Consider the following 18,969-nt stretch of genomic DNA (forward strand, 5'->3'; position numbering starts at 1 on the left):
CCGCTACGAGCAAGGAGTAGAAGAATATGGTAACGGTCAATAAAAAATCTGCCGCAGTGATTGCAGGAATCGTGTTGTTATTAATGCAAAGCCCAATGCCAGCGTGGGCACAAGAAGCTGTAAGTGGATCAGAACCAAATAATGTTGTCGATGCTTCTGATAACAAATTCGGTAAATTAGAAGATTTAGATTTGGGTGCTAAAGATCCAGAGACACAAGATGAATTACTTTCTAGTCGTAAAAGTGCAAAAAATAATTTAAAGATTTATGAAAACAAGTTAAAAGAATTAGAAATAAAAGTTAAGACTTTAAATGAACTTGTAAAAAAAGAATTGGAAGATAGTAATAATAAAACTGATAAAATTGAAGAATTAGAACGCAGAATGGAATCTGCTTCTGAATCTGATTTTGATCGTCTTAATGGAGAGAAAATCAAGCTAGATGAAGATAGAAAAAATATAGAAAACAATCTTAGAGACAATACTAAAAAGTTGAATTCTGCTGAAGAGGATTTGAGAAAATATAATATATATTCACAAAATGCAAGGCAACAAGTAGCAGAATATGAACGAAAACTTAAGGATAATTTTGGTGTAGATATCAATGATATTAATAAGGAAGAAAATAAGGTTCAAGAAGAAACAATGAAGCCGGATTCTCCTACACCAGCTCCACGTACAGAGTCAGATACTACAGTTGATACGTCAAATGACTCTACTAAGTCGAAGAAAGAAGTTGAGAAGTCCATTCCAGAAGTAAAATCTCCAGATACTAAAGTTATTGAAGAAAAAGCTGCACAAGAAAAAGATTCTGTGCAGACTCAGCCGAAGGATTCTAAAGTTGATTCGCGGTCTTCAGATAATAAATTTGCATCTTCTGAATATAGATCTTCGCAAGTAGAATCATTAGAATCTAAGAAATCTAAAGCGAAGAGTGTTGAAGTTGAATCGACTACTTCTTCATCTTTAGCAGCACGCCCAGCAGAATCCTCTGTAACACCATTTGCTCCAGTTTCTGAATCAAAGGTTATCCCACAGAATGCTACATCCAAGGAAATTCCTGCGGCTTCTGTTGGAAACTCACAAAATGCATCTGCTGTTTCTCCTGCGTCAGATGTTTCTGCTGCTTCCGCAAATGTGAGCACTACTGCATCAGTTGCAGCGCAGACAGCATCGCCAGTATCTCATCCAGCAGAATCCGAAGCAAATAACGCTTCTAGTAGCGAAAAAAGCGATTCTCAAAATACTGAAGAAGATAAAAAAGATGAAAATACGGAAAATGAAGAGGTAAAAGAAGATTCCAAAGCTGTTGAAGAAGCCGATAAGTTATCTGAAGCTAAAAGCGATAACGCAAAAGCACCATCGAACAACAATAATCTTGTAGTTGCTGGCGCTGTTGTAGGAACAATGGCAATAGGTGGTTCTGCAGCTGCAGGTATTTATATGAGTCGCGGTGGCAAAATTCGCTTTTCTAAATAAAACTTAGGATTGCTGATAATCAAATACAGATAGCTAAAATAGCTTAATGCGAATATAAATAGCACAAATAATATAAAAAAATTAAAATGCGGTTGCAATTCGATCGTTCAATGAAGAATAGATTAATTTTGCAGCCGCATTATTTTATAGAAAAGATTTATTGTTTATAAGAACAGCCGCATTATTTTTTATTTTTATAAGAATAATTAAACAAGACCATTTTCGTAAGCGAACACAACAGCTTGAACTCTGTCTCTTGCTTTGATTTTTCCCAAAATATGAGCAACATGCGTTTTAACTGTTGGCAAGCTAATAAACAGTTTATCAGCAATCTCTTGGTTAGACAGTCCGTGAGCAATTTCAATGAGTACTTCGCGCTCGCGATCTGTTAAATCATTTAAGTAAGAATTGTAAGCGTTTGCGTTTTGTTTGCTTCTAGACGCATTTTCTGTATTTTCTTCTTCCGATGCAATACTTTCGTTGCTCGGCTTAGAAATCATCGACTCAATTAAGCGCTTTGTAGCAGTTGGAGCAATAATTGCGTTTCCTTGATACACAGTTCGTATTGAATTAAGCAATGTTTCTGGCTCTGTATCTTTAAGCAAGAATCCAGATGCGCCCGTATGAATTGCAGCCATAACGTATTCGTCTAAATCAAAAGTTGTTAAAATAACAATGCGCGTATTGCTACTAGCATCTTCTTGCAAGATTTTGCGAGTTGCTTCCAAACCGTCCATGTTAGGCATGCGCACATCCATCAAAATAACGTCTGGATGTTCTTTTGACGCAACTTCTACAATTTCATTGCCATTTGAAGCTTGCGCAACAACTTGCATGTCTTTTTGCGAGTTGATTACCATAGCAAATCCTGCGCGCACAAGCTCCTGATCGTCTGCTATTGCGACTCGAATTACTTCATTGTTTTCCATATGTTCCATAGTATCAACTTACTGTTGCTTATTTAATGTGTTGTGTTTAATGCGTTGTGTTGAATTTGCTCATCAAGTGGTGCAGCAGGGCGAACCGCAATCTCAGAAACATTTGCACTATTATTTGCTGAATTAACGCTTGATCCTGTTTCTCGCAAAATTCCAAGCAATTTTCGCATATATTTTAGTGCTGAACGACCTTCGTCACTAATATTTTTGAAAGCTTTACTAATTGCTTCACTTTGTTCTTGTAGTTGCTCAGGTTCTTTTGACTTTTGATTTTCTGCATTACTATTTGTTTTTTCGTATTTATTAAGCATATCAATTCCGCTATTTGCGGCATCAATTACTTTATGCAATGTAACTGCAACTTTTTGCTGAATATTTGCGCTAATACGCTGCCTTTCGGCATTTGCTGCAAGTACTTCTAGCTGTTTTTGTTCTTGTTCTAATTCTGTTCTGCGCGCTTTTAGAATCAGCAAATTATTGTCATCGTTTCTGCGGTAATAAGCAAATGCAATAGCAGCAAAACAAATTAATGCAACTATAAAACCAAAAATTAATCCTACGGACGCCATTTGCATAATGTCATAAAAATTAGTTGTGTACGCATTAGATGCAAAAAATCGTATTGGAGTTTCATTTTGTGGAATATTTTTTGATGCAACACCAATTTTTACAGCAAAAATAGCAGATTCGGCGAGCACTACTGCGCTAACCCATTGCCATGCGTGCTTTTTGCCATAGAGCACAGCCGCATAAACAATGGTTGGTATAAAGAAATTAGCAAATAAAATATTAGGCAAGCATATAAGTTGTATTGCAGAAAATGCTGCTGCAACAATTGCGCACGTAGTCGGAGCTTTTCTACGAAACATAAATGGAATCATAGTAGTAAGCGTAAGTATTCTATAAAGTATTTGTAATGAAAGCGAGCTTGAATATTGTGAAGTCATTCCAGTTCCAACAATAAAATCGTAAGTTGGTATAAAAAGCATTAGAACAGTCCAAGGTGATGCATAAATAACATCGCCAATAAGCCAATGTTGTTCAAACCATTGTGATACTTTCTCAATCCTATTTTGTGAATTATTTGTCGCTGGCAAAACTTTTGATGAGGTTTTATCGCTTGTATTTTCTGGTTTTTCTTGCGTTGATAATGGATTATTAACTTTTACGTTTTTATAACTAACATTAGGAATACTATTTAGTGCAGAAGCAGTAGTGTTTGATTGGTCTGTGCTGTAAGAATATGGAATAAAAGCAACAATACTAAATGTTCCATCATTGAGTTTTCCATAATCAAGCGTTCCGTGAAGATTTTCAATGCGCTCTTTCATGCCAATCAAACCATAACCATTTTTATGTGGCACACCACTATTTTGCTCTTGATTAGCTTCAAGCTTGTGTACTTCGTTTGTGATTTTTAGTGTTAATCCTTGTTCGTTCCACTGTTCGTGAATGTTTATTTTAATGCCATTTCCTGCGTGCTTCCGAATATTAGTAAGAGATTCTTGAACAACGCGGTATGCAACGGTTTGTGCGTCCGTGTTAAGTCTATTTTGAGAATTTATGCCATCAACAGTGTGCCAAAAAATGTTATTAGGAGATGCAATTTTTGCTTGCTCAATAAGCGAAGGTATGTGATTAAAATCCAATTGAGCGGATGGAGCGTCTGTTAAAGCTTCTAGCAGTCGACGCATGTCGTGAACGGCGCGCTCGGCTTCGTTTTTAATAATATGCATTGTTTTTTTAGCAAGAGAAATATCTTGTGTTGCTGCATAGCGACCACCGTCTGCTTGAACAATAATAATAGAAAGCGTGTGAGCAACAATATCGTGCATATCCCTAGCGATTCTAGCGCGCTCTGCAGTAACAGCAATATGCTGAGCTTTTTTTCGGTACGCGCGAATATCGTTATTGTTCTCTTGTAAAAGTTGAATAGTGTGCACGTGAGTGCGCTGCCAGTAGCCAATAATAACCGTAATTGTAGTAATAATAATTGCAAAAATTATAGTAGGAATTGCAAAATCAAGTATAATTGAAACGCAGTTTCTTATGTTGCTACTATTTATATTTTGTACACTACAAGAATAACTAGCTTTTAAATGATTGATGCCATATATTGGCCCCATTACAATATTCCACGATATTGCTGCGCAAGATAATACTGTTGTTACGTAAGCTGCAATAACAAAAGCTTTTGAATGTTCTGGATTTCCGCGAGCAATAGCATTAACAAGCAGCACAAAACCAAAGAAATCAGCAAAAAGTTGAGTAGGGCCAAATATTACTTGCAAAATGCATGCAACAATAAAAATAACAGCTGTGTGTTCGGGCCATATTCTTCGTACTGAAAGTAATGATGCAACAACAATATTTATAAGATAGGTTGTAATTAGTGAACTTTGCGTCAAGAATCCGTCAACATTGTTTACAGGATACCGATTGCTTGAAAGTGTAAAAAGAATAAGTGGAATAATGCCCCACAATATATCGTTTAGCGTAAGCTCAGTGCGTAAGCGTTGTATGGCTTTGTTAAACGTGTGAGATATTTTCATAACTACTAGGCTAGTACACGGCACTTTATAGAACAATCGAACTTTAGTATGATTTATATAAGAGTGTGTATTTTTGTATGTGATTTGTTGTTGCAACGTTGCATGCGAGTGCGGAAAGGAATGTTTACAATGGCACTGCTAGCAAAGTATTACGTACCAGGATTGTATGTAGAAGAGCGCGCAATCGATGTTCCTTTAGACTGGGAGCAAAACACTCCAGGCGATTCTATTAAAGGGGAGACGATTCGCCTATTTTGCAGAGTTATTTGTGCTCCAGAACATGTGCATGACGATTTGCCTTTGCTAGTGTTTTTGCAAGGAGGCCCAGGGGGTCAGTGCCCTCGTCCGCTTTCGCCGTCTAGCGATGGTTGGATTCAAGATGCCGTTAAGCATTTTCGTGTTGTTCTTCCAGACCAGCGTGGCGTTGGGCGCTCTTCTAGAGTAGATGCTTCTACGATTAAGCGCATGGCAGACGACGGCGTGAGTGTAGAGAGGCAAGCATGGTATTTAAAGCGATTCTTAGCTGATTCTATTATTCGCGATTTTGAGCATTTGCGCTTAACTGAGTTTAATGCAAAGCCGTGGGTTTCTTTGGGTCAAAGTTATGGTGGATTCTTAACGCTTACGTATTTGTCTCTTTTCCCACAGGGCTTACTTGCAAGCTTTACAACGGGCGGTATTCCTCACATTCCAGCTAATGCTCTAGAAGTTTACGAGCACACGTTCCCGCGTATGGCTAGAAAAACTGAGCAATTCTACGAGCGTTATCCGCAGGATGTTGCGCGCGCTGCAGCTATTGCAGATAGGATTTCTCAAGGAGATGTTTTCTTGCCTAATGGCGAAAAGCTTACGGTTGAGCGCTTTCAGACTCTTGGTTCATCTTTTGGCATGAAGCCAAGTTTTGAAAGAGTTCATTGGCTTATTGACTCTGCATTTTCGGATGGAGATGGCTCTCTTAAGGCGTTTAAACATGGTGGTGGAACAGCAGACGGCTATTTAAGCGATGAGTTTCTTTATGGAGTTATGGATGCAACATCTTCTAGTCCGCTATATTGGCCACTGCAAGAGTTCATTTATGCGGATGGTGAATTAGATCATCCGATTCGTTGGGCAGCTCAGCAAGTTCGAGAAACAATGCCAGAGTTTGCTGGCAGCGCGCGTCCTCTTTTGTTTACTGGCGAAGCTGTGTTCCCGTGGATGTTTGATCAGCAAAAAGCTTTGCAGCCTTTCTTGCCAGCTGTTGATTGCATGATGAACGATATTCAATTTGGCAAGATTTACGATTTAGATCAACTTGCAAATAATGAAGTTCCTTTGCAAGCAGCGGTTTATTTCGACGACTTGTATGTTGATTCTGGTCTTCAGCTAGATACTTTATCTCATATTTCTAATTCTCATTATTGGACAACTAACGAGTTTGAGCACGATGGAGTTCATGGAGACTTTGTGTTCCGTCATTTGTTAGAAGAAGCAAAAAATCGTGGAGATTTAGAGTCTATATATAAGTGATATAAGTCGTAATATAAGTGATATAAGTCGTATAAGTAACTTTTGATTAAAGTACCTAACAAATGATTAGATATACAAGTTGTATGTACAAATGATTAGATGCTTAATAAAAAGTTAGTGTTTAGTTTATTGTTTACTTATTAGGGAGATTTGTTAATGAGTTCTAACTCAATTGGAACCGTTGGATTTATTGGCTTTGGAAACATGGCTCAAGCGATTGCGCAAGGCTTGATTCGCGCTAATGTTTTGCAAGGAAAAGATATGGTTGCATGCGCAGCCCACTTTGAAAAACTTGTTAATACTACGAGCAAATTTGGAGTAAAAGCGTTAAAAAGCGCGTGTGAAGTTTGTGATGCTAGTGATATTTTAATTCTGGCTGTAAAACCAAATCAGATTGAAGAAGTTCTGCATCCTATTGCAAAAACTATTGTGGACAGAAAAATAGCAATCATATCCGTTGCAGCAGGCTGGAGTCTTAAGCATTACCAGAATCTACTTGGCAAAGATGCTAACGTGCAATGCATTATTCCAAACACGCCAATCGCAGTTTGCCAAGGAGTTACTTTAGCAGAAGACGAAAATACGCTAACCGATAGTCAGCTAGAAGCTTTTAATGCGATTTTTAATCCGATTTCTTTAGTCGAGCGAGTAGATAGCGAGCACATAAATATTGCAATGTGTGTTTCTAGTTGTGCTCCGGCTTTTACTGCTATGTACATGGAAGCTTTAGCGGATGCTGGCGTAAAGTATGGTCTAAAGCGAGATTGCGCATATCGTTTGGCTGCAAAGATGATTGAGGGAGTCGGTGCTCTGTATATGGATACTCGCATTCATCCAGGCGTTATGAAAGACGCTGTATGTTCTCCTGGCGGCACTACGATTCGAGGTGTTTCAAAGCTAGAATCGTGTGGTTTTAGGGGAGATGTTATTAGCGCGGTTGATGCAATTCAACAAAAATAAAACAATACGAGTATAGTAGAGTCGTCAATTCCTCTAGCTGGTCTAAAGTAGGTAATTATGTCTTTAACAATTGGAATCGTAGGTTTACCTAACGTTGGTAAATCGACTATGTTTAATGCTCTAACAAGAAATAACGTTTTAGCAGAAAATTATCCGTTTGCAACAATCGAACCAAATACTGGTATTGTGCCTTTGCCAGACAAACGTTTGCCTGTTTTAGCGAAGCTTGTTAAAACCGAGAAAATAGTTCCAGCAACCGTTACATTTGTTGATATTGCAGGAATCGTTAAGGGTGCAAGCGAAGGCGAAGGCTTGGGCAACAAGTTTCTTGCTAATATTCGTGAAGCAGATGCCATTTGCGAAGTTGTTCGTGCATTTAACGATGATGACATTGTGCATGTTAATGGCAAGGTAGATCCAGCAGACGATATTGACACAATCAACACGGAGCTTATTCTTGCTGATTTGCAAACAATCGAGAATGCTTTGCCAAAGTTAGAAAAAGATTTACGTGGCAAAAAAGTTACTCAAGAATACGTAAATGCTGTAAATAAGGCTAAGGAAATTCTTGAATCTGGTAAGACGATTGATCAGGCTCATAATGAGAAGTTGATTAATAAAGACGACGTTTACGATTTGCATTTGCTTACTGCTAAGCCTTTTATTTACGTGTTTAACGTTGACGATTCGGAGCTTTCGGATGACTCTTTAAAGTCTAAGCTGGCGGCATCTGTAGCTCCAGCAAAGGCTATTTTCTTGAATGCGCAATTTGAGTCGGAGCTTACTGAGCTTGATGAAGAAGATGCTCGAGAAATGTTGGCTGATGCGGGCTTGCAAGAATCTGGATTGGATCAGCTTGCGCGCGTTGGCTTTGATATTCTAGGTCTTCAAACCTATTTGACGGCTGGCGTTAAAGAAGTTCACGCATGGCAAATTCATAAGGGTTGGACAGCTCCGCAAGCTGCAGGCGTTATCCACACTGATTTTGAGCGTGGATTTATTAAAGCAGAAGTTGTTTCTTACGATGATTTTGTTGAGGCTCAAGGCTCAATGGCAAAAATCAAGGAAGAAGGAAAGCTTCGTCTTGAAGGACGCGATTATGTTATGCAAGACGGAGATATTGTTGAATTTAAGTTTAATGTGTGATTGTCTAAACAATTCGTCTAAACAATAATCATATTAATGTGTAACGGCGCTGCTTAGGTACTGTAGTATAGTATCAAAGTAGCGCCTTTTATCTTGTTTATTATGGAGATTTTATGAATATATTTTGTGCTTTAAAAAGCGTTCTAAGGTCACTTATTGCGCGATTAGTGAAATATATTATTAGCTTAAAATCTCCAGAAAATCGCAAAATTTTCTATAAGCGCGTTTCTACTGTTCTAGTTATTTTAATCTTTTTCAGCTTTGTCGGTTTTCAGGTATCTCACGTAATTGAAGAAGCAAATAGTCGAATCTCTAATAACACAAAATCTTATTATTCAAAACGCAAAAACAATAAGAGTAATAAAAACAATAAAAAATCTAAAACAAAGATAGATTATTCAAATAAGTCTTTAGATAATCCATTAATTAAATCTTCTGATTTATGGAAAATTCCTACAGGAGGTCAGTATCCGAATCTTTCTGGGGTTGATGCAAATCATTTACACGTAAAAGTAAATCTTAAAAAACAACGTGTTTATATTTATGCGAATAATAATCTTGTTTATACGATGATTGTTAGTGCTGGAATGGATGAATCAACTCCTAAAGGTGATTATAAAATTGGTGCGCGAGGTGACCATTTTTATAATGATAGAGAAAAGATGGGTGGCGACTACTGGGTTGGCTTTATAGGTTCCGAATATTTATTCCACTCTGTGCCAACCAGGTTTAATTTTGGTGATTATATTGTTCCAGAGGCTCAAAAGCTGGGTGTTCCTGCATCTCATGGATGTGTTCGATTAAGTGTGCCTGACTCTAAGTGGTTCTATTCGTATATTCCAGATGGAACTTCTGTACACATTGAATAACTAAAATATTTATTGATTATATATGCAAAGAGGATTCCCTTAAAGGGAATCCTCTTGTTTCTTTTATGATGTCTGTTCTATTAGAAGAACAAAATACTTGCACCACAAGCTAACACAACTAGCACTATAGAAGCCAAGAAGCTTGCCAAGAACGCTGCTTTTCCTTGCTTAAATATAACTCTAAAGTTTACGTTGATTCCAAGAGCAGCCATAGCCATTCCAAGGAAGACGTATCCTGCATCAACAAGTAGGGATGCGTAAGACGAAACAAAAGGCACATACGTACCAATAACGGATGCTGCAATAAATCCAAGCATAAACCATGGGAAGTTGATTTTGCGCTTTCCGTTATCTTCTACTTGGCTGTGACGAGCATTCCACCAAATTGCAATAAAGATTGATGTAGGAACAAGCATAAGAACTCGTGTAAGCTTCATGATTGTTGCAACGTCAATACTCCCAAAAGCTCCGCCCTGCTGCAACAGCGTGTGCAATTTCGTGAAGGGACGCTCCAGCAGCAATTCCAAGCTGCTGCTTAGTCATTCCAAAATGAGGAAGAATAAAGATTTCTGCCAAAGCATAAATTGTGCCCATTATTGCAACTGTTGCAACAGCCATAACTTCGTTTTGTTCTTTTTCATCCTCTTCTTGTGGAGGTACAGGCATGGAGCCAGAAAGACCCATAACAGCTGCCGCTCCGCAAATACTTGTTCCACCTGCTGTTAGCATTGCAAGCTGAGGACTTACTTTAAGAAGTTTTGCAATGTTATAAGTAACGCAAACCATAACAGCAACGAGTACAGCTGCGATTGGTAGGCACTTTAAACCTTGAGTAAATAGAACGTGCAAATTTAGCTTAAAGCCTAGCAAAATAATACCTAGGCGAAGAAGCTTATTTGCAATTAGACCAGCAGAAGATTTAACTCCAGCTCTTCTAGAATCATTATTCAACTTGTATACGTGCAAAGGCAGCTGCAGAGCCATACCAATAAGCAACGCAATAATAAGTGCTCCCAAAAGGCTTAAGCCTGGGAACTGCTTGAGCCAGCTACCAATTAAGGAAGCTAGAAGAGTCAACACCGCTATAAGAGCCATGTTGATGGTGCAGATTTTCTTTTTCCATGTATCAAAGAAATTAACCATTTAGCTAAGTATTCTCTCATAATCGGACAAAAATGAACAAAAATTCAAAAAAATTTAAACATTTATTTGCATTTCGGCTTGATTACAAGCAACACGCTAAAAATAAAAATCACATAATAAAACATATTCGATAAAAATCTATCGTAGTTTTGTATTAGTTCCATTCGGATTGTGATTAATTAAATCTTGTTGAAAAAAATCATAATTGTGTAATCATTATATGTAGTTAAAGAGGTAATGAGGTAATTATGTGCAATATTAATATTCAAGTTAAACGCATTTATGAATCATCTGATGAACATGATGGCTTACGAGTATTAGTAGATAGATTGTGGCCTAGAGGAATAAGTAAAGAAAAGGCAAATCTTGATTTGTGGTGTAAAGATATTGCTCCATCAAGTGATTTGCGAAAATGGTTTGGGCATAAGTCTGAGCGTTTCGAAGAATTTGCTAATCGTTATATTGAAGAGCTAGACGAGAATCAAGATTGTGTAAACCAAATCGTAGATATATGTAGAAAAAATAAAAAAGTAACGTTTTTATATGGCGCGAAAGATCTGCGTATAAATCATGCAATTGTGTTAAAAGATTACATTCAAAATGTTTTGCAAAATTAAGATTGTAATAATCAGATTTAATACGTAAGCAAAAGTTTATAAGTATAAACTTTTATTAGTATTAATTATTTGTGTTTTATCTGTTTTCGACACACCGATTTTCCTTGATATTTCAATGAAAATCACATGTAAATTTGTTATTTTTAAAATTGCCTCGACACTTTATGATTAGTACATTAGAATGACCATTTGGCTAAGGGGCGGCGGTTGATGGCGACCTCTGCGGAAGCTGCCAAACCTGCGCTCGAGTAGTGCTTGTTTTTTTTTTTAAGCTGGCGCTTGTTTTTTGTAGTTGTTCGACTACAAACATATATACGAACTCGTTTTACACAAGGAGAAAACGATGAAATCGTTGTTTACATGGCAGCTTCATGGTGACGGAAAAACTTTGAAGCCAGGAGAAGTAGTAGAGCCAGATGAGCGTCTAACTTGGACTCGTACTGCTGGTATTGGCGCTCAGCATGTTATTGCTATGTTTGGCGCAACATTCTTAGTGCCAATTCTTACAGGCTTTGATCCGTCTACTACTTTAATGTTCACGGCTCTTTCCACAGCACTGTTCTTGTTGATTAACGCAAATAAGCTTCCTAGTTATTTAGGAAGCTCTTTTGGTCTTATAGCACCTGTTATGGCTGTAACTGCTGCGCATAAAGGTATTGCTGTAGCAAGCTTTGGCATTATGTGCACAGGTATTCTTCTTGCTTTAATCGGTGTGCTTGTGCATTTTGCAGGAGCAAAGTGGATCGACATTATTATGCCTCCTGTTGTTAACGGTGCAATCGTTGCAATCATTGGCTTTAACTTGGGTCCAGCTGTTTGGGGTAACTTCCAAAAGGCGCCAGATACTGCTTTAGTAACTTTGGTTGCAGTTATGCTTATTGCAGTAATTTTCCGCGGTCTTCTTGGACGTTTAAACATTTTGCTTGGTGTTCTTGTTGGCTACGCTTACGCATGCTTCCAGGGTCAAGTTGACTTTAGTAAGATTGAGCAAGCTTCTTGGATTGGCTTCCCTAAGTTCCACACTCCGCAAGTCGACTTCTCTGTTTTGCTTATGTTCTTGCCAGTTGTGCTCGTTCTTATTGCAGAAAACGTTGGTCACGTTAAGTCTGTAGCTCAGATGACTGGCCGCGACTACGATTCCAAGATTGGTACCGCTTTGTTTGCAGACGGCTTAGGTACTGCAATTGCTGGGTGCTTTGGCGGCTGCGGTACTACAACATATGGCGAAAACATTGGCGTTATGGCTGCAACAAAAGTGTATTCTACTGCCGCTTATTGGTGCGCTGCATTCTTCGCATTCGTATTAAGCCTCTGCCCAAAGTTTGGTGCAATCGTAAACTCCATTCCAGCAGGCGTTTTGGGCGGCGTAACCACTTTGCTTTACGGCATGATTGGCATGATCGGCGTGCGCATTTGGGTAGAGAACAAAGTGAACTTCGATAAGCCAGTTAACATTATGATTGCTGCAATCGTTATGATTATTGGCATTGCTAACTTCCAATTTGCTGTTTCTGGAATTCAGTTTAACGGTATTGCAATCGGCACTGTTGTTGTGTTGGTTGTGTATCACATTATGAAAGCAATTGGAAAGCTTACTGGAACAATTGCTAAAGATGATCCAGATGTTGCTTAGCATAAATGCTTCAATATGATTTAATTTAATCAAATTAGGCGCGTTCGCTACTTTGTGAGCGCGCTTTTTTGTAATTATTTTGATTACACAACAAGTAGATTGGGAATAATTAATATAGTATTATTAACTTTATGTTGAAAGTCATCATAGAAATAATCATTGGCGTTGCACGGGCTGCTTTTGGCGCGTATATGGCTAAAAAACCTGAAAACACTAAGGTGTATAAGCGTTCTGATTATTCAAGCGATGGAAAGAAAAAGAGCAATCAAAATAATGATTTTGCCGATACTTCTTCCGATACTTCTACGTATGATTCCAGCGATCAAGATGTAGTTATAGAAAGCGTTGATGAAGATAATAGCAATGCAAATGTTGTTGCTAAAGATGCTTCTAATGATGAGTCTAATAGTGAAAACAAAGATAAGACTTCTTCAAAGTTTGCAAAAAAAATAAAAGATTTGGCAGACTATTATAGTGACGATGATGACCTCGGTGACCTTTTTAGTGATCTATTAGAAGCTAAGAAAAAACTAGAAGACGAAGGCGATTCGCCAAAAAATAGCGATACTAGCGAAGATAGCGAAAATAGCAAAAATAGTGAAAATCGCGAAAGCAATACTAGCAATATTAGCGATAATAGTAAAAGCAATAAAAGCGATAATAAAAGCTCAAACAGTAAGGAGAATAATCGCTATATGAGAATAGATTTTGATGTAAATAAGTTTGTTGGAAAATCAAGAAAATGGCGTTGGATTATTGTTGCAATAGTAGTCGCAATAGCGTTTATATGCTCAATTATTTTTGGTTTTTCTACTTTTATTACAGATTGCATGTGGTATGCGCAACTTGGATTCGAGAGCGTAATTTGGATTCAACTAGCCGCTAAAATCGGCGTTTGGGCTTTGTATGCTCTGCTTATGGCTGCATTTGGGTATTTGTCTGCATATATTGCGATTAAAAAACGCCCTGGAAGCGAAGATGGCGTATATGTTAAAGAAAAAGGCAATATTTTAGACACCAAAAAGGGAATAAGCTCTAAACTTGCAATGCATGTTGCAGGAGTTGTGTCTTTGATTGTAGGCGCTGTGTTTGGAATGCAATTCTACAATCATTGGGTGCAAATTTTGCTTATGTTTAATTACCAATCGTTTGGTATTAAAGATCCACAATTTGGATTTGATAACGGTTTTTACGTGTTTGCTTTGCCAGGATTGCGACTTTTTACAAGAGCGTTTATTGTTCTTCTTGCTGTTTCTTTGCTATTTAGCGTTATAACAAACGCTTTAATGGGAGCTGTAAGGATTACGCTGCCTGTAGGCGGCAAGGGCATTTTTAACATAACTAAAAGTGCAAGGCGCCAAATTTCTGCGTGGTTTATGCTCGTTATTATTTTCTGGTCCGTTTTGCAAATATTAGATGTATTTGCGATTGTAAATTTGGATGGTTCTAAGATTACTGGCGGATCTTACACAGATATGAATGCTGGCGTTCCTTCCAGCATTGCAATGGCTGTAATAACACTAATTGTTGGAATTGTTATAACAGCGTGGCTGCTAAAGTCTCATGCTCTTAATGGAAATGTAAAAATCGGTACGCGTTTTGCTGTAGCTGTTAAAGCTTGGCGCACGCCTGCTATAGCTGTTGCGTCTTTAGTCGTATGCGCTATGGTTTTGTCTTTTGCTTGGCCTGCTCTTTTGCAACGTTTTAAGGTAGCACCGAATGCTCAAGAATTAGAAGCCACTTATATTCAGCGAAATATTGATGCAACTAAGTTTGCGTATGGCTTAAATAATGTTAAAAAAGAATCGTATAACGCTACTTCGGAAGGAAAATCGGGAGCGCTTGCAAAAGAAGCGGAGTCTACTGCACAAATCAGGCTTTTAGATCCTCAAGTAACTTCTCCAACATTCCGCCAATTGCAGCAATCTAAGCAATACTATACTTTTGCAGATACTCTTTCTGTAGATAAGTACGACATTGATGGCGTGAGCCAAGACACGGTTATTGCTGCAAGAGAGCTTGATTTAGCTGGAAACGATAATCGAAATTGGGTTAATGACCACACTGTTTATACGCACGGATATGGCGTTGTTGCAGCTTACGGAAATAAGGTTACTGCAGATGGTCAGCCGCAATTTATGGAATATGGAATTCCAACTCAAGGAAAGCTTACAAAGTTGAAGAAGTATGAGCCGCGTATTTACTTCTCGCCAAACGCTCCAAAGTATTCTATTGTTGGTTCTCCAAAAGGCACTGCTCCTTGGGAATTTGATTATCCAACTGGTTCAAATGGTGCTTTAACAACGTTTAAGGGAAATGGTGGACCAAGAGTAGGAAACTTCTTCTCTAGGTTGTTGCACGCTATTCGTTTTGAGTCAGATCAGATTCTGTTCTCTGATAGAGTTACTTCTGATTCGCAGATTTTGTATGATCGTGATCCTAAGACTCGCGTTTCTAAAGTTGCTCCATACTTGACTTTAGATGGACGCGTTTACCCAGCGGTTGTTGACGGACGAGTTAAGTGGATTGTTGACGGATACACAACGTCCGATTCTTACCCATATTCGCAAATGACTGATTTTGGTCAGGTGACTCAGGATTCTACAACCACAACATCTCGTTCTATTAAAGGCTTAACGAATCAGCGAGCAAACTATATTCGCAATTCAGTTAAAGCTACTGTTGATGCTTACGACGGTTCGGTTGATTTGTATGTTTGGGATAAAAAGGACCCTGTGATTAAGGCTTGGAGATCAATATTCCCAGGTCATTATCACGATATTTCTAAGATTTCTGGCGATTTGATGAGTCATATTCGATACCCAGAAAGCTTGTTTAAAGTGCAAAGGCATTTGCTTGCAAAGTATCATGTTGACAGCGCAAGCCAGTTCTTCTCGGGAGAAGACTTCTGGCAGACTCCAGTAGATCCTACAGAATCTCAAAGTCTTCAGCGAGAAGATATTTTGCAACCTCCATACTATTTGACTTTGCAAACTAGAGGAGCAAACAAACCAGTATTTTCGCTTGTTTCCACATATATTCCTGCTGGAAAAATCACTCGAGAAATCCTAACTGGATTCTTGTCTGTAGATTCCGATGCTGGAAATGTTGCTGGAAAAGTAAGCGAAAATTATGGCAAACTAAGACTTCAAGAGTTACCTAAAGTTTCAAATGTTCCAGGACCTGGTCAAGCTCAAAACAACTTTAATGCTAATGCAAATGTTTCTAAAGAGTTGAATTTGCTTGAATCTGGCTCAACCAAAGTTAAGCGTGGAAACTTGCTTACATTGCCTCTTGGTGGAGGATTGGTTTACGTAGAGCCTGTTTACGTACAATCTAGCGGTTCTACGAGCTACCCATTGCTTAAGAAAGTATTGGTTGCTTTTGGAGATCAAGTTGGATTTGCTGACACTTTGGATGAAGCGTTAAACCAAGTGTTTGGAGGAAACTCCGGCGCAAACGCTGGCGATGCTTCCAATAATTCTGGCTCAAATGAAAATGTCTCCAATAAAAATAATGCAAATAATGCCAATAAGAGCGATGCTAAAAGTAGTGCAAATGCACCTGCAAAATCTAATTCTATTAGTGAAAAAGCTAGGATTGCACTTAAACGAGCAGCTCAAGCGTTGAAGGATTCTGATTCTGCAATGAGATCAGGGAATTGGCAAGCATATGGAAAGGCTCAAAAAGAGCTTAGCGATGCTATTAATGATGCAATGAGTGAAGAAGCTGTTAAGTAGAATTAGAAGACAGTTTTGGAACAATAAAAATTAATGCCGAACATAATCGATTACATTATGCTCGGCATTAATTTTATATATCAGTTTTACAGTTGATTATCTGGATCTTCATCGTCTTCCACAGGACCTAGAAGAAGTTTTTCAGCTGTATTTATAACAAGCATTAGAAGAGCTGTAAGAATTATTATTGCTATAGTTGCTGAAAAAATAAGTGGAGTTCTAAAAGAGTTATATGCGGATTGAAGCCAAATACCCAAGCCGTTTCTAGCTCCTAAATATTCTGCTGTAGCAGCTGTTCCCAAAACATATGCTGCGCTAATTTTAATTCCTCCGAAAATTTGCCTAGCCGCTACGCGCAACTTAACATGCCACAAAGTCCAAGTAGCATTAGCTCCACAAGTTAATGCAACATCGGTATAAAAACTAGGAACTGCGTCTAATCCTCGAACAGTTTGAACAGCAATAGGAAACATACTAAAAATCATTACTATTACTATTTTTCCAGACATTTCAAATCCAAACCAAATCAAGAAAATTGGTGCAATAGAAATTAAAGGCATAGTTTGAGCCGCGCACAGTAGTGGGAATAAAGCAGACTTAACTAGCTTAGAAACATGGAAAAATACGCCCAGAAGAATTCCGCATATTATTGCTAGTGCAAAGCCAATAACTGTTTCTTGAGTTGTTATTAGTGCAGCAGGCAATAAAGTAGGGAATGATTCAATTGTGTCTTGAGCAATAGAAGTTGGTGCAGGAATAAGATTTGGCGATATCTTATAGTGTTGGCAAGCAAATTGCCATAGAATCAGCACAATTGCTATTGATATTACAGTTGGCAGACACTTTGCAAGCGTAGTCTTTAAACGCGATTGCGTCATTTATTTTCAATCCTTTTCTTGAATATTAAACTAGTGACATAAAAATAGCGACTGCTGCCCCAATCGCATAAATTCAGAAATAAGAATAGCACGTGTATTCTATCAGAATCTTATGTTTGTAACATGATTATTAATTTGTCGATTGAATCGTGCATAATCAAAATGTTTCGTGAGTCAATGTGTGGCAAACCTAGTCAAACTCTTAGCTTGATAGGGGGCATTGAACGGCGCGGGCTAGGCCCTTGATACCGTTTTCTGCCAAGTCTGTGCTGCATTTCCCAGAAAATGGTAAGTAAAAACAAAGTAGGGAACTCATGAATATGCGTGTTTTAAAGCGTAGTCTTGCGTTTATTCTTTCTGCATTTTGTGCATTATCTCTTTCTGCATGTGGATTTGAGGGTAATAATCAAAACTCGAATCTTCGTAAAGTATCTTTTATGCTTTTTTGGGCACCAGATACTAATCATATTGGTGTCTATGTTGCAAAACATAAAGGTTGGTTTAAGGATGCAGGATTAGATGTGGATATGCTTGCTGTTGCTCCAACTGGTTCTGAACATGCTGTAGACAGTGGTGCAGCTGATTTTGCCCTTACTACATTAACTAATGTTGCTGATTCTTCTACAAAGGGAGCTAATCTTGAGCAGGTTATGCAAGTGCAGCAAAAACCAAGTGCAATTTGGTGTGCTCTTGCTAAAAACAATAAGATTCATTCTCCTAAAGATTTTGATGGAAAAACTTACGCGTCTTTTGGTGCTGCAGAAAGTGATGTTGTAATTAACAGAATGATTCAGCATGATGGTGGCAAGGGTAAATTCGATAAAGTTACTGTTGGAACCTCAACTTTCCGTACTCTTGAATCTGGAAAAGCAGATTTTGGTGGGTTTTATGCGACTTGGGAAGGTGTCCAAGCAGATATGTTCGGTCCTAAGCTTCGTTGTTTTAGGTCTAGAGATTATGGAGTTCCTGGTCAGCCAGATACGATTGGTATTATTACTAATAAGCGAACAATTAAACGTGATCCTAAGCTTGTTCGCGCATTCGTTAAAGCTGCAAAGCGTGGGTATGAATACGCGTATTCGCACCCAGATGAAGCATCTGACATTTTGGTTAAAGAAGCTAAAGATGCAAATCTTAATCCAAAATTTGTTAAACGCAGCATGAAACTGATCGTCGATGGTCAGTATTGGGGAAACCACGCAGATATTAAAAGTGGAAAGTTTGTGTTTGGTACAAGTGATGTTAAAGGTGCTCAAGACTACTTTAACTTCTTAAGCCAAGGAGGAGCTTACACTGATGCAAAAGGTAAGGTAACTCATAAAACTCCTCAAGCTAAAGAATTATCCACCGACGAATTCTTAAAATAGTTTTTGCGAAAGTTTTAAACAATAACCGCATTATTTAAACAATGACCGTCTTATTGGTAGAATAGTGCACAGTATATGAGGGCGTATCGAGAGCCTACGTATTTAAGTAGTATTCAATCGGTACGCCCATTTCGTTGTT

12 protein-coding genes and 1 pseudogene are annotated in these 18,969 nt (G+C 38.2%); 9 read left to right on the top strand and 4 right to left on the bottom strand.

All coding sequences use genetic code 11. The annotated features are described in order from the left end of the window. Window positions 1-26: 26 nt before the first annotated feature. Window positions 27-1,478, top strand: coding sequence for a conjugal transfer protein (locus HXT20_RS02740; RefSeq protein WP_422114440.1), 1,452 nt, complete (start codon window positions 27-29; stop codon window positions 1,476-1,478). A 206-nt stretch (window positions 1,479-1,684) separates the two neighbouring features. On the opposite strand, the gene HXT20_RS02745 is transcribed toward HXT20_RS02740, so the two are convergent. Both HXT20_RS02745 and HXT20_RS02750 read right to left on the bottom strand, forming a co-directional pair. Beyond that, the gene (locus HXT20_RS02745) at window positions 1,685-2,416 is read right to left on the bottom strand and encodes a response regulator (protein ID WP_422114441.1); all 732 of its coding nucleotides are present in this window, start codon (window positions 2,414-2,416) and stop codon (window positions 1,685-1,687) included. 23 nt (window positions 2,417-2,439) lie between these two features. After that, window positions 2,440-4,968: a histidine kinase gene (locus tag HXT20_RS02750; protein WP_422114442.1), complete on the bottom strand. Its 2,529-nt coding sequence runs from the start codon at window positions 4,966-4,968 to the stop codon at window positions 2,440-2,442. Window positions 4,969-5,097: 129 nt separating this feature from the next. On the opposite strand from HXT20_RS02750, the gene HXT20_RS02755 reads away from it, so the two are divergent. The 4 genes from HXT20_RS02755 (at window position 5,098) to HXT20_RS02770 (ending at window position 9,452) form a co-directional block, all read left to right on the top strand. After that, window positions 5,098-6,477, top strand: coding sequence for an alpha/beta fold hydrolase (locus HXT20_RS02755; RefSeq protein WP_032833823.1), 1,380 nt, complete (start codon window positions 5,098-5,100; stop codon window positions 6,475-6,477). Window positions 6,478-6,633: 156 nt separating this feature from the next. Continuing rightward, on the top strand, window positions 6,634-7,437 hold the full coding sequence (gene proC / locus HXT20_RS02760; RefSeq protein WP_004115289.1) for a pyrroline-5-carboxylate reductase: 804 nt from the start codon (window positions 6,634-6,636) through the stop codon (window positions 7,435-7,437). Between the two features lie 57 nt (window positions 7,438-7,494). Continuing rightward, complete coding sequence (gene ychF / locus HXT20_RS02765; protein WP_004111854.1) at window positions 7,495-8,583, top strand: redox-regulated ATPase YchF; 1,089 nt, start codon at window positions 7,495-7,497, stop codon at window positions 8,581-8,583. 113 nt (window positions 8,584-8,696) lie between these two features. Further along, window positions 8,697-9,452 (top strand): L,D-transpeptidase, encoded by a 756-nt coding sequence (locus HXT20_RS02770; RefSeq protein WP_004115287.1) that lies wholly within the window; start codon window positions 8,697-8,699, stop codon window positions 9,450-9,452. A gap of 80 nt (window positions 9,453-9,532) precedes the next feature. On the opposite strand, the pseudogene HXT20_RS02775 reads toward HXT20_RS02770, so the two are convergent. Beyond that, window positions 9,533-10,595: pseudogene (locus tag HXT20_RS02775) on the bottom strand (YeiH family protein). A 248-nt stretch (window positions 10,596-10,843) separates the two neighbouring features. Here HXT20_RS02775 and HXT20_RS02780 point away from each other — a divergent pair. The 3 genes from HXT20_RS02780 to HXT20_RS02790 all read left to right on the top strand — a co-directional run bounded on the left by HXT20_RS02780 (window position 10,844) and on the right by HXT20_RS02790 (window position 16,585). Beyond that, window positions 10,844-11,212: a DUF488 domain-containing protein gene (locus tag HXT20_RS02780; RefSeq protein ID WP_004138317.1), complete on the top strand. Its 369-nt coding sequence runs from the start codon at window positions 10,844-10,846 to the stop codon at window positions 11,210-11,212. Between the two features lie 343 nt (window positions 11,213-11,555). Next, window positions 11,556-12,845, top strand: coding sequence for a uracil-xanthine permease family protein (locus tag HXT20_RS02785; protein WP_004111840.1), 1,290 nt, complete (start codon window positions 11,556-11,558; stop codon window positions 12,843-12,845). 131 nt (window positions 12,846-12,976) lie between these two features. Beyond that, window positions 12,977-16,585, top strand: a complete 3,609-nt coding sequence (locus tag HXT20_RS02790) for a UPF0182 family protein (protein WP_422114443.1) — start codon at window positions 12,977-12,979, stop codon at window positions 16,583-16,585. A gap of 86 nt (window positions 16,586-16,671) precedes the next feature. Here HXT20_RS02790 and HXT20_RS02795 read toward each other — a convergent pair whose 3' ends face one another. Further along, window positions 16,672-17,463 carry an ABC transporter permease gene (locus HXT20_RS02795; RefSeq protein ID WP_004111838.1) on the bottom strand — a complete coding sequence of 264 codons (792 nt, stop codon included), beginning with the start codon at window positions 17,461-17,463 and terminating at the stop codon, window positions 16,672-16,674. A 314-nt stretch (window positions 17,464-17,777) separates the two neighbouring features. Between HXT20_RS02795 and HXT20_RS02800 the strand changes: the two genes are divergently transcribed. Next, window positions 17,778-18,830, top strand: coding sequence for an ABC transporter substrate-binding protein (locus tag HXT20_RS02800; protein ID WP_004138058.1), 1,053 nt, complete (start codon window positions 17,778-17,780; stop codon window positions 18,828-18,830). The last annotated feature ends 139 nt before the right edge of the window (window positions 18,831-18,969 follow it).

Origin of the sequence: Gardnerella sp. DNF00109 (assembly GCF_049262845.1) — a bacterium.
Classification (GTDB): Bacteria; Actinomycetota; Actinomycetes; order Actinomycetales; family Bifidobacteriaceae; genus Bifidobacterium; species Bifidobacterium vaginale.

Excerpts from the sequence above, each read along its gene's own strand:
- HXT20_RS02740 (WP_422114440.1), top strand. The coding sequence starts at position 27 with ATGGTAACGGTCAATAAAAAATCTGCCGCAGTGATTGCAGGAATCGTG.
- proC (WP_004115289.1), top strand. The coding sequence starts at position 6,634 with ATGAGTTCTAACTCAATTGGAACCGTTGGATTTATTGGCTTTGGAAAC.
- HXT20_RS02790 (WP_422114443.1), top strand. The coding sequence starts at position 12,977 with ATGTTGAAAGTCATCATAGAAATAATCATTGGCGTTGCACGGGCTGCT.
- HXT20_RS02755 (WP_032833823.1), top strand. The coding sequence starts at position 5,098 with ATGGCACTGCTAGCAAAGTATTACGTACCAGGATTGTATGTAGAAGAG.
- ychF (WP_004111854.1), top strand. The coding sequence starts at position 7,495 with ATGTCTTTAACAATTGGAATCGTAGGTTTACCTAACGTTGGTAAATCG.
- HXT20_RS02745 (WP_422114441.1), bottom strand. The coding sequence starts at position 2,416 with ATGGAACATATGGAAAACAATGAAGTAATTCGAGTCGCAATAGCAGAC.
- HXT20_RS02795 (WP_004111838.1), bottom strand. The coding sequence starts at position 17,463 with ATGACGCAATCGCGTTTAAAGACTACGCTTGCAAAGTGTCTGCCAACT.
- HXT20_RS02780 (WP_004138317.1), top strand. The coding sequence starts at position 10,844 with ATGTGCAATATTAATATTCAAGTTAAACGCATTTATGAATCATCTGAT.
- HXT20_RS02770 (WP_004115287.1), top strand. The coding sequence starts at position 8,697 with ATGAATATATTTTGTGCTTTAAAAAGCGTTCTAAGGTCACTTATTGCG.
- HXT20_RS02750 (WP_422114442.1), bottom strand. The coding sequence starts at position 4,968 with ATGAAAATATCTCACACGTTTAACAAAGCCATACAACGCTTACGCACT.
- HXT20_RS02785 (WP_004111840.1), top strand. The coding sequence starts at position 11,556 with ATGAAATCGTTGTTTACATGGCAGCTTCATGGTGACGGAAAAACTTTG.
- HXT20_RS02800 (WP_004138058.1), top strand. The coding sequence starts at position 17,778 with ATGAATATGCGTGTTTTAAAGCGTAGTCTTGCGTTTATTCTTTCTGCA.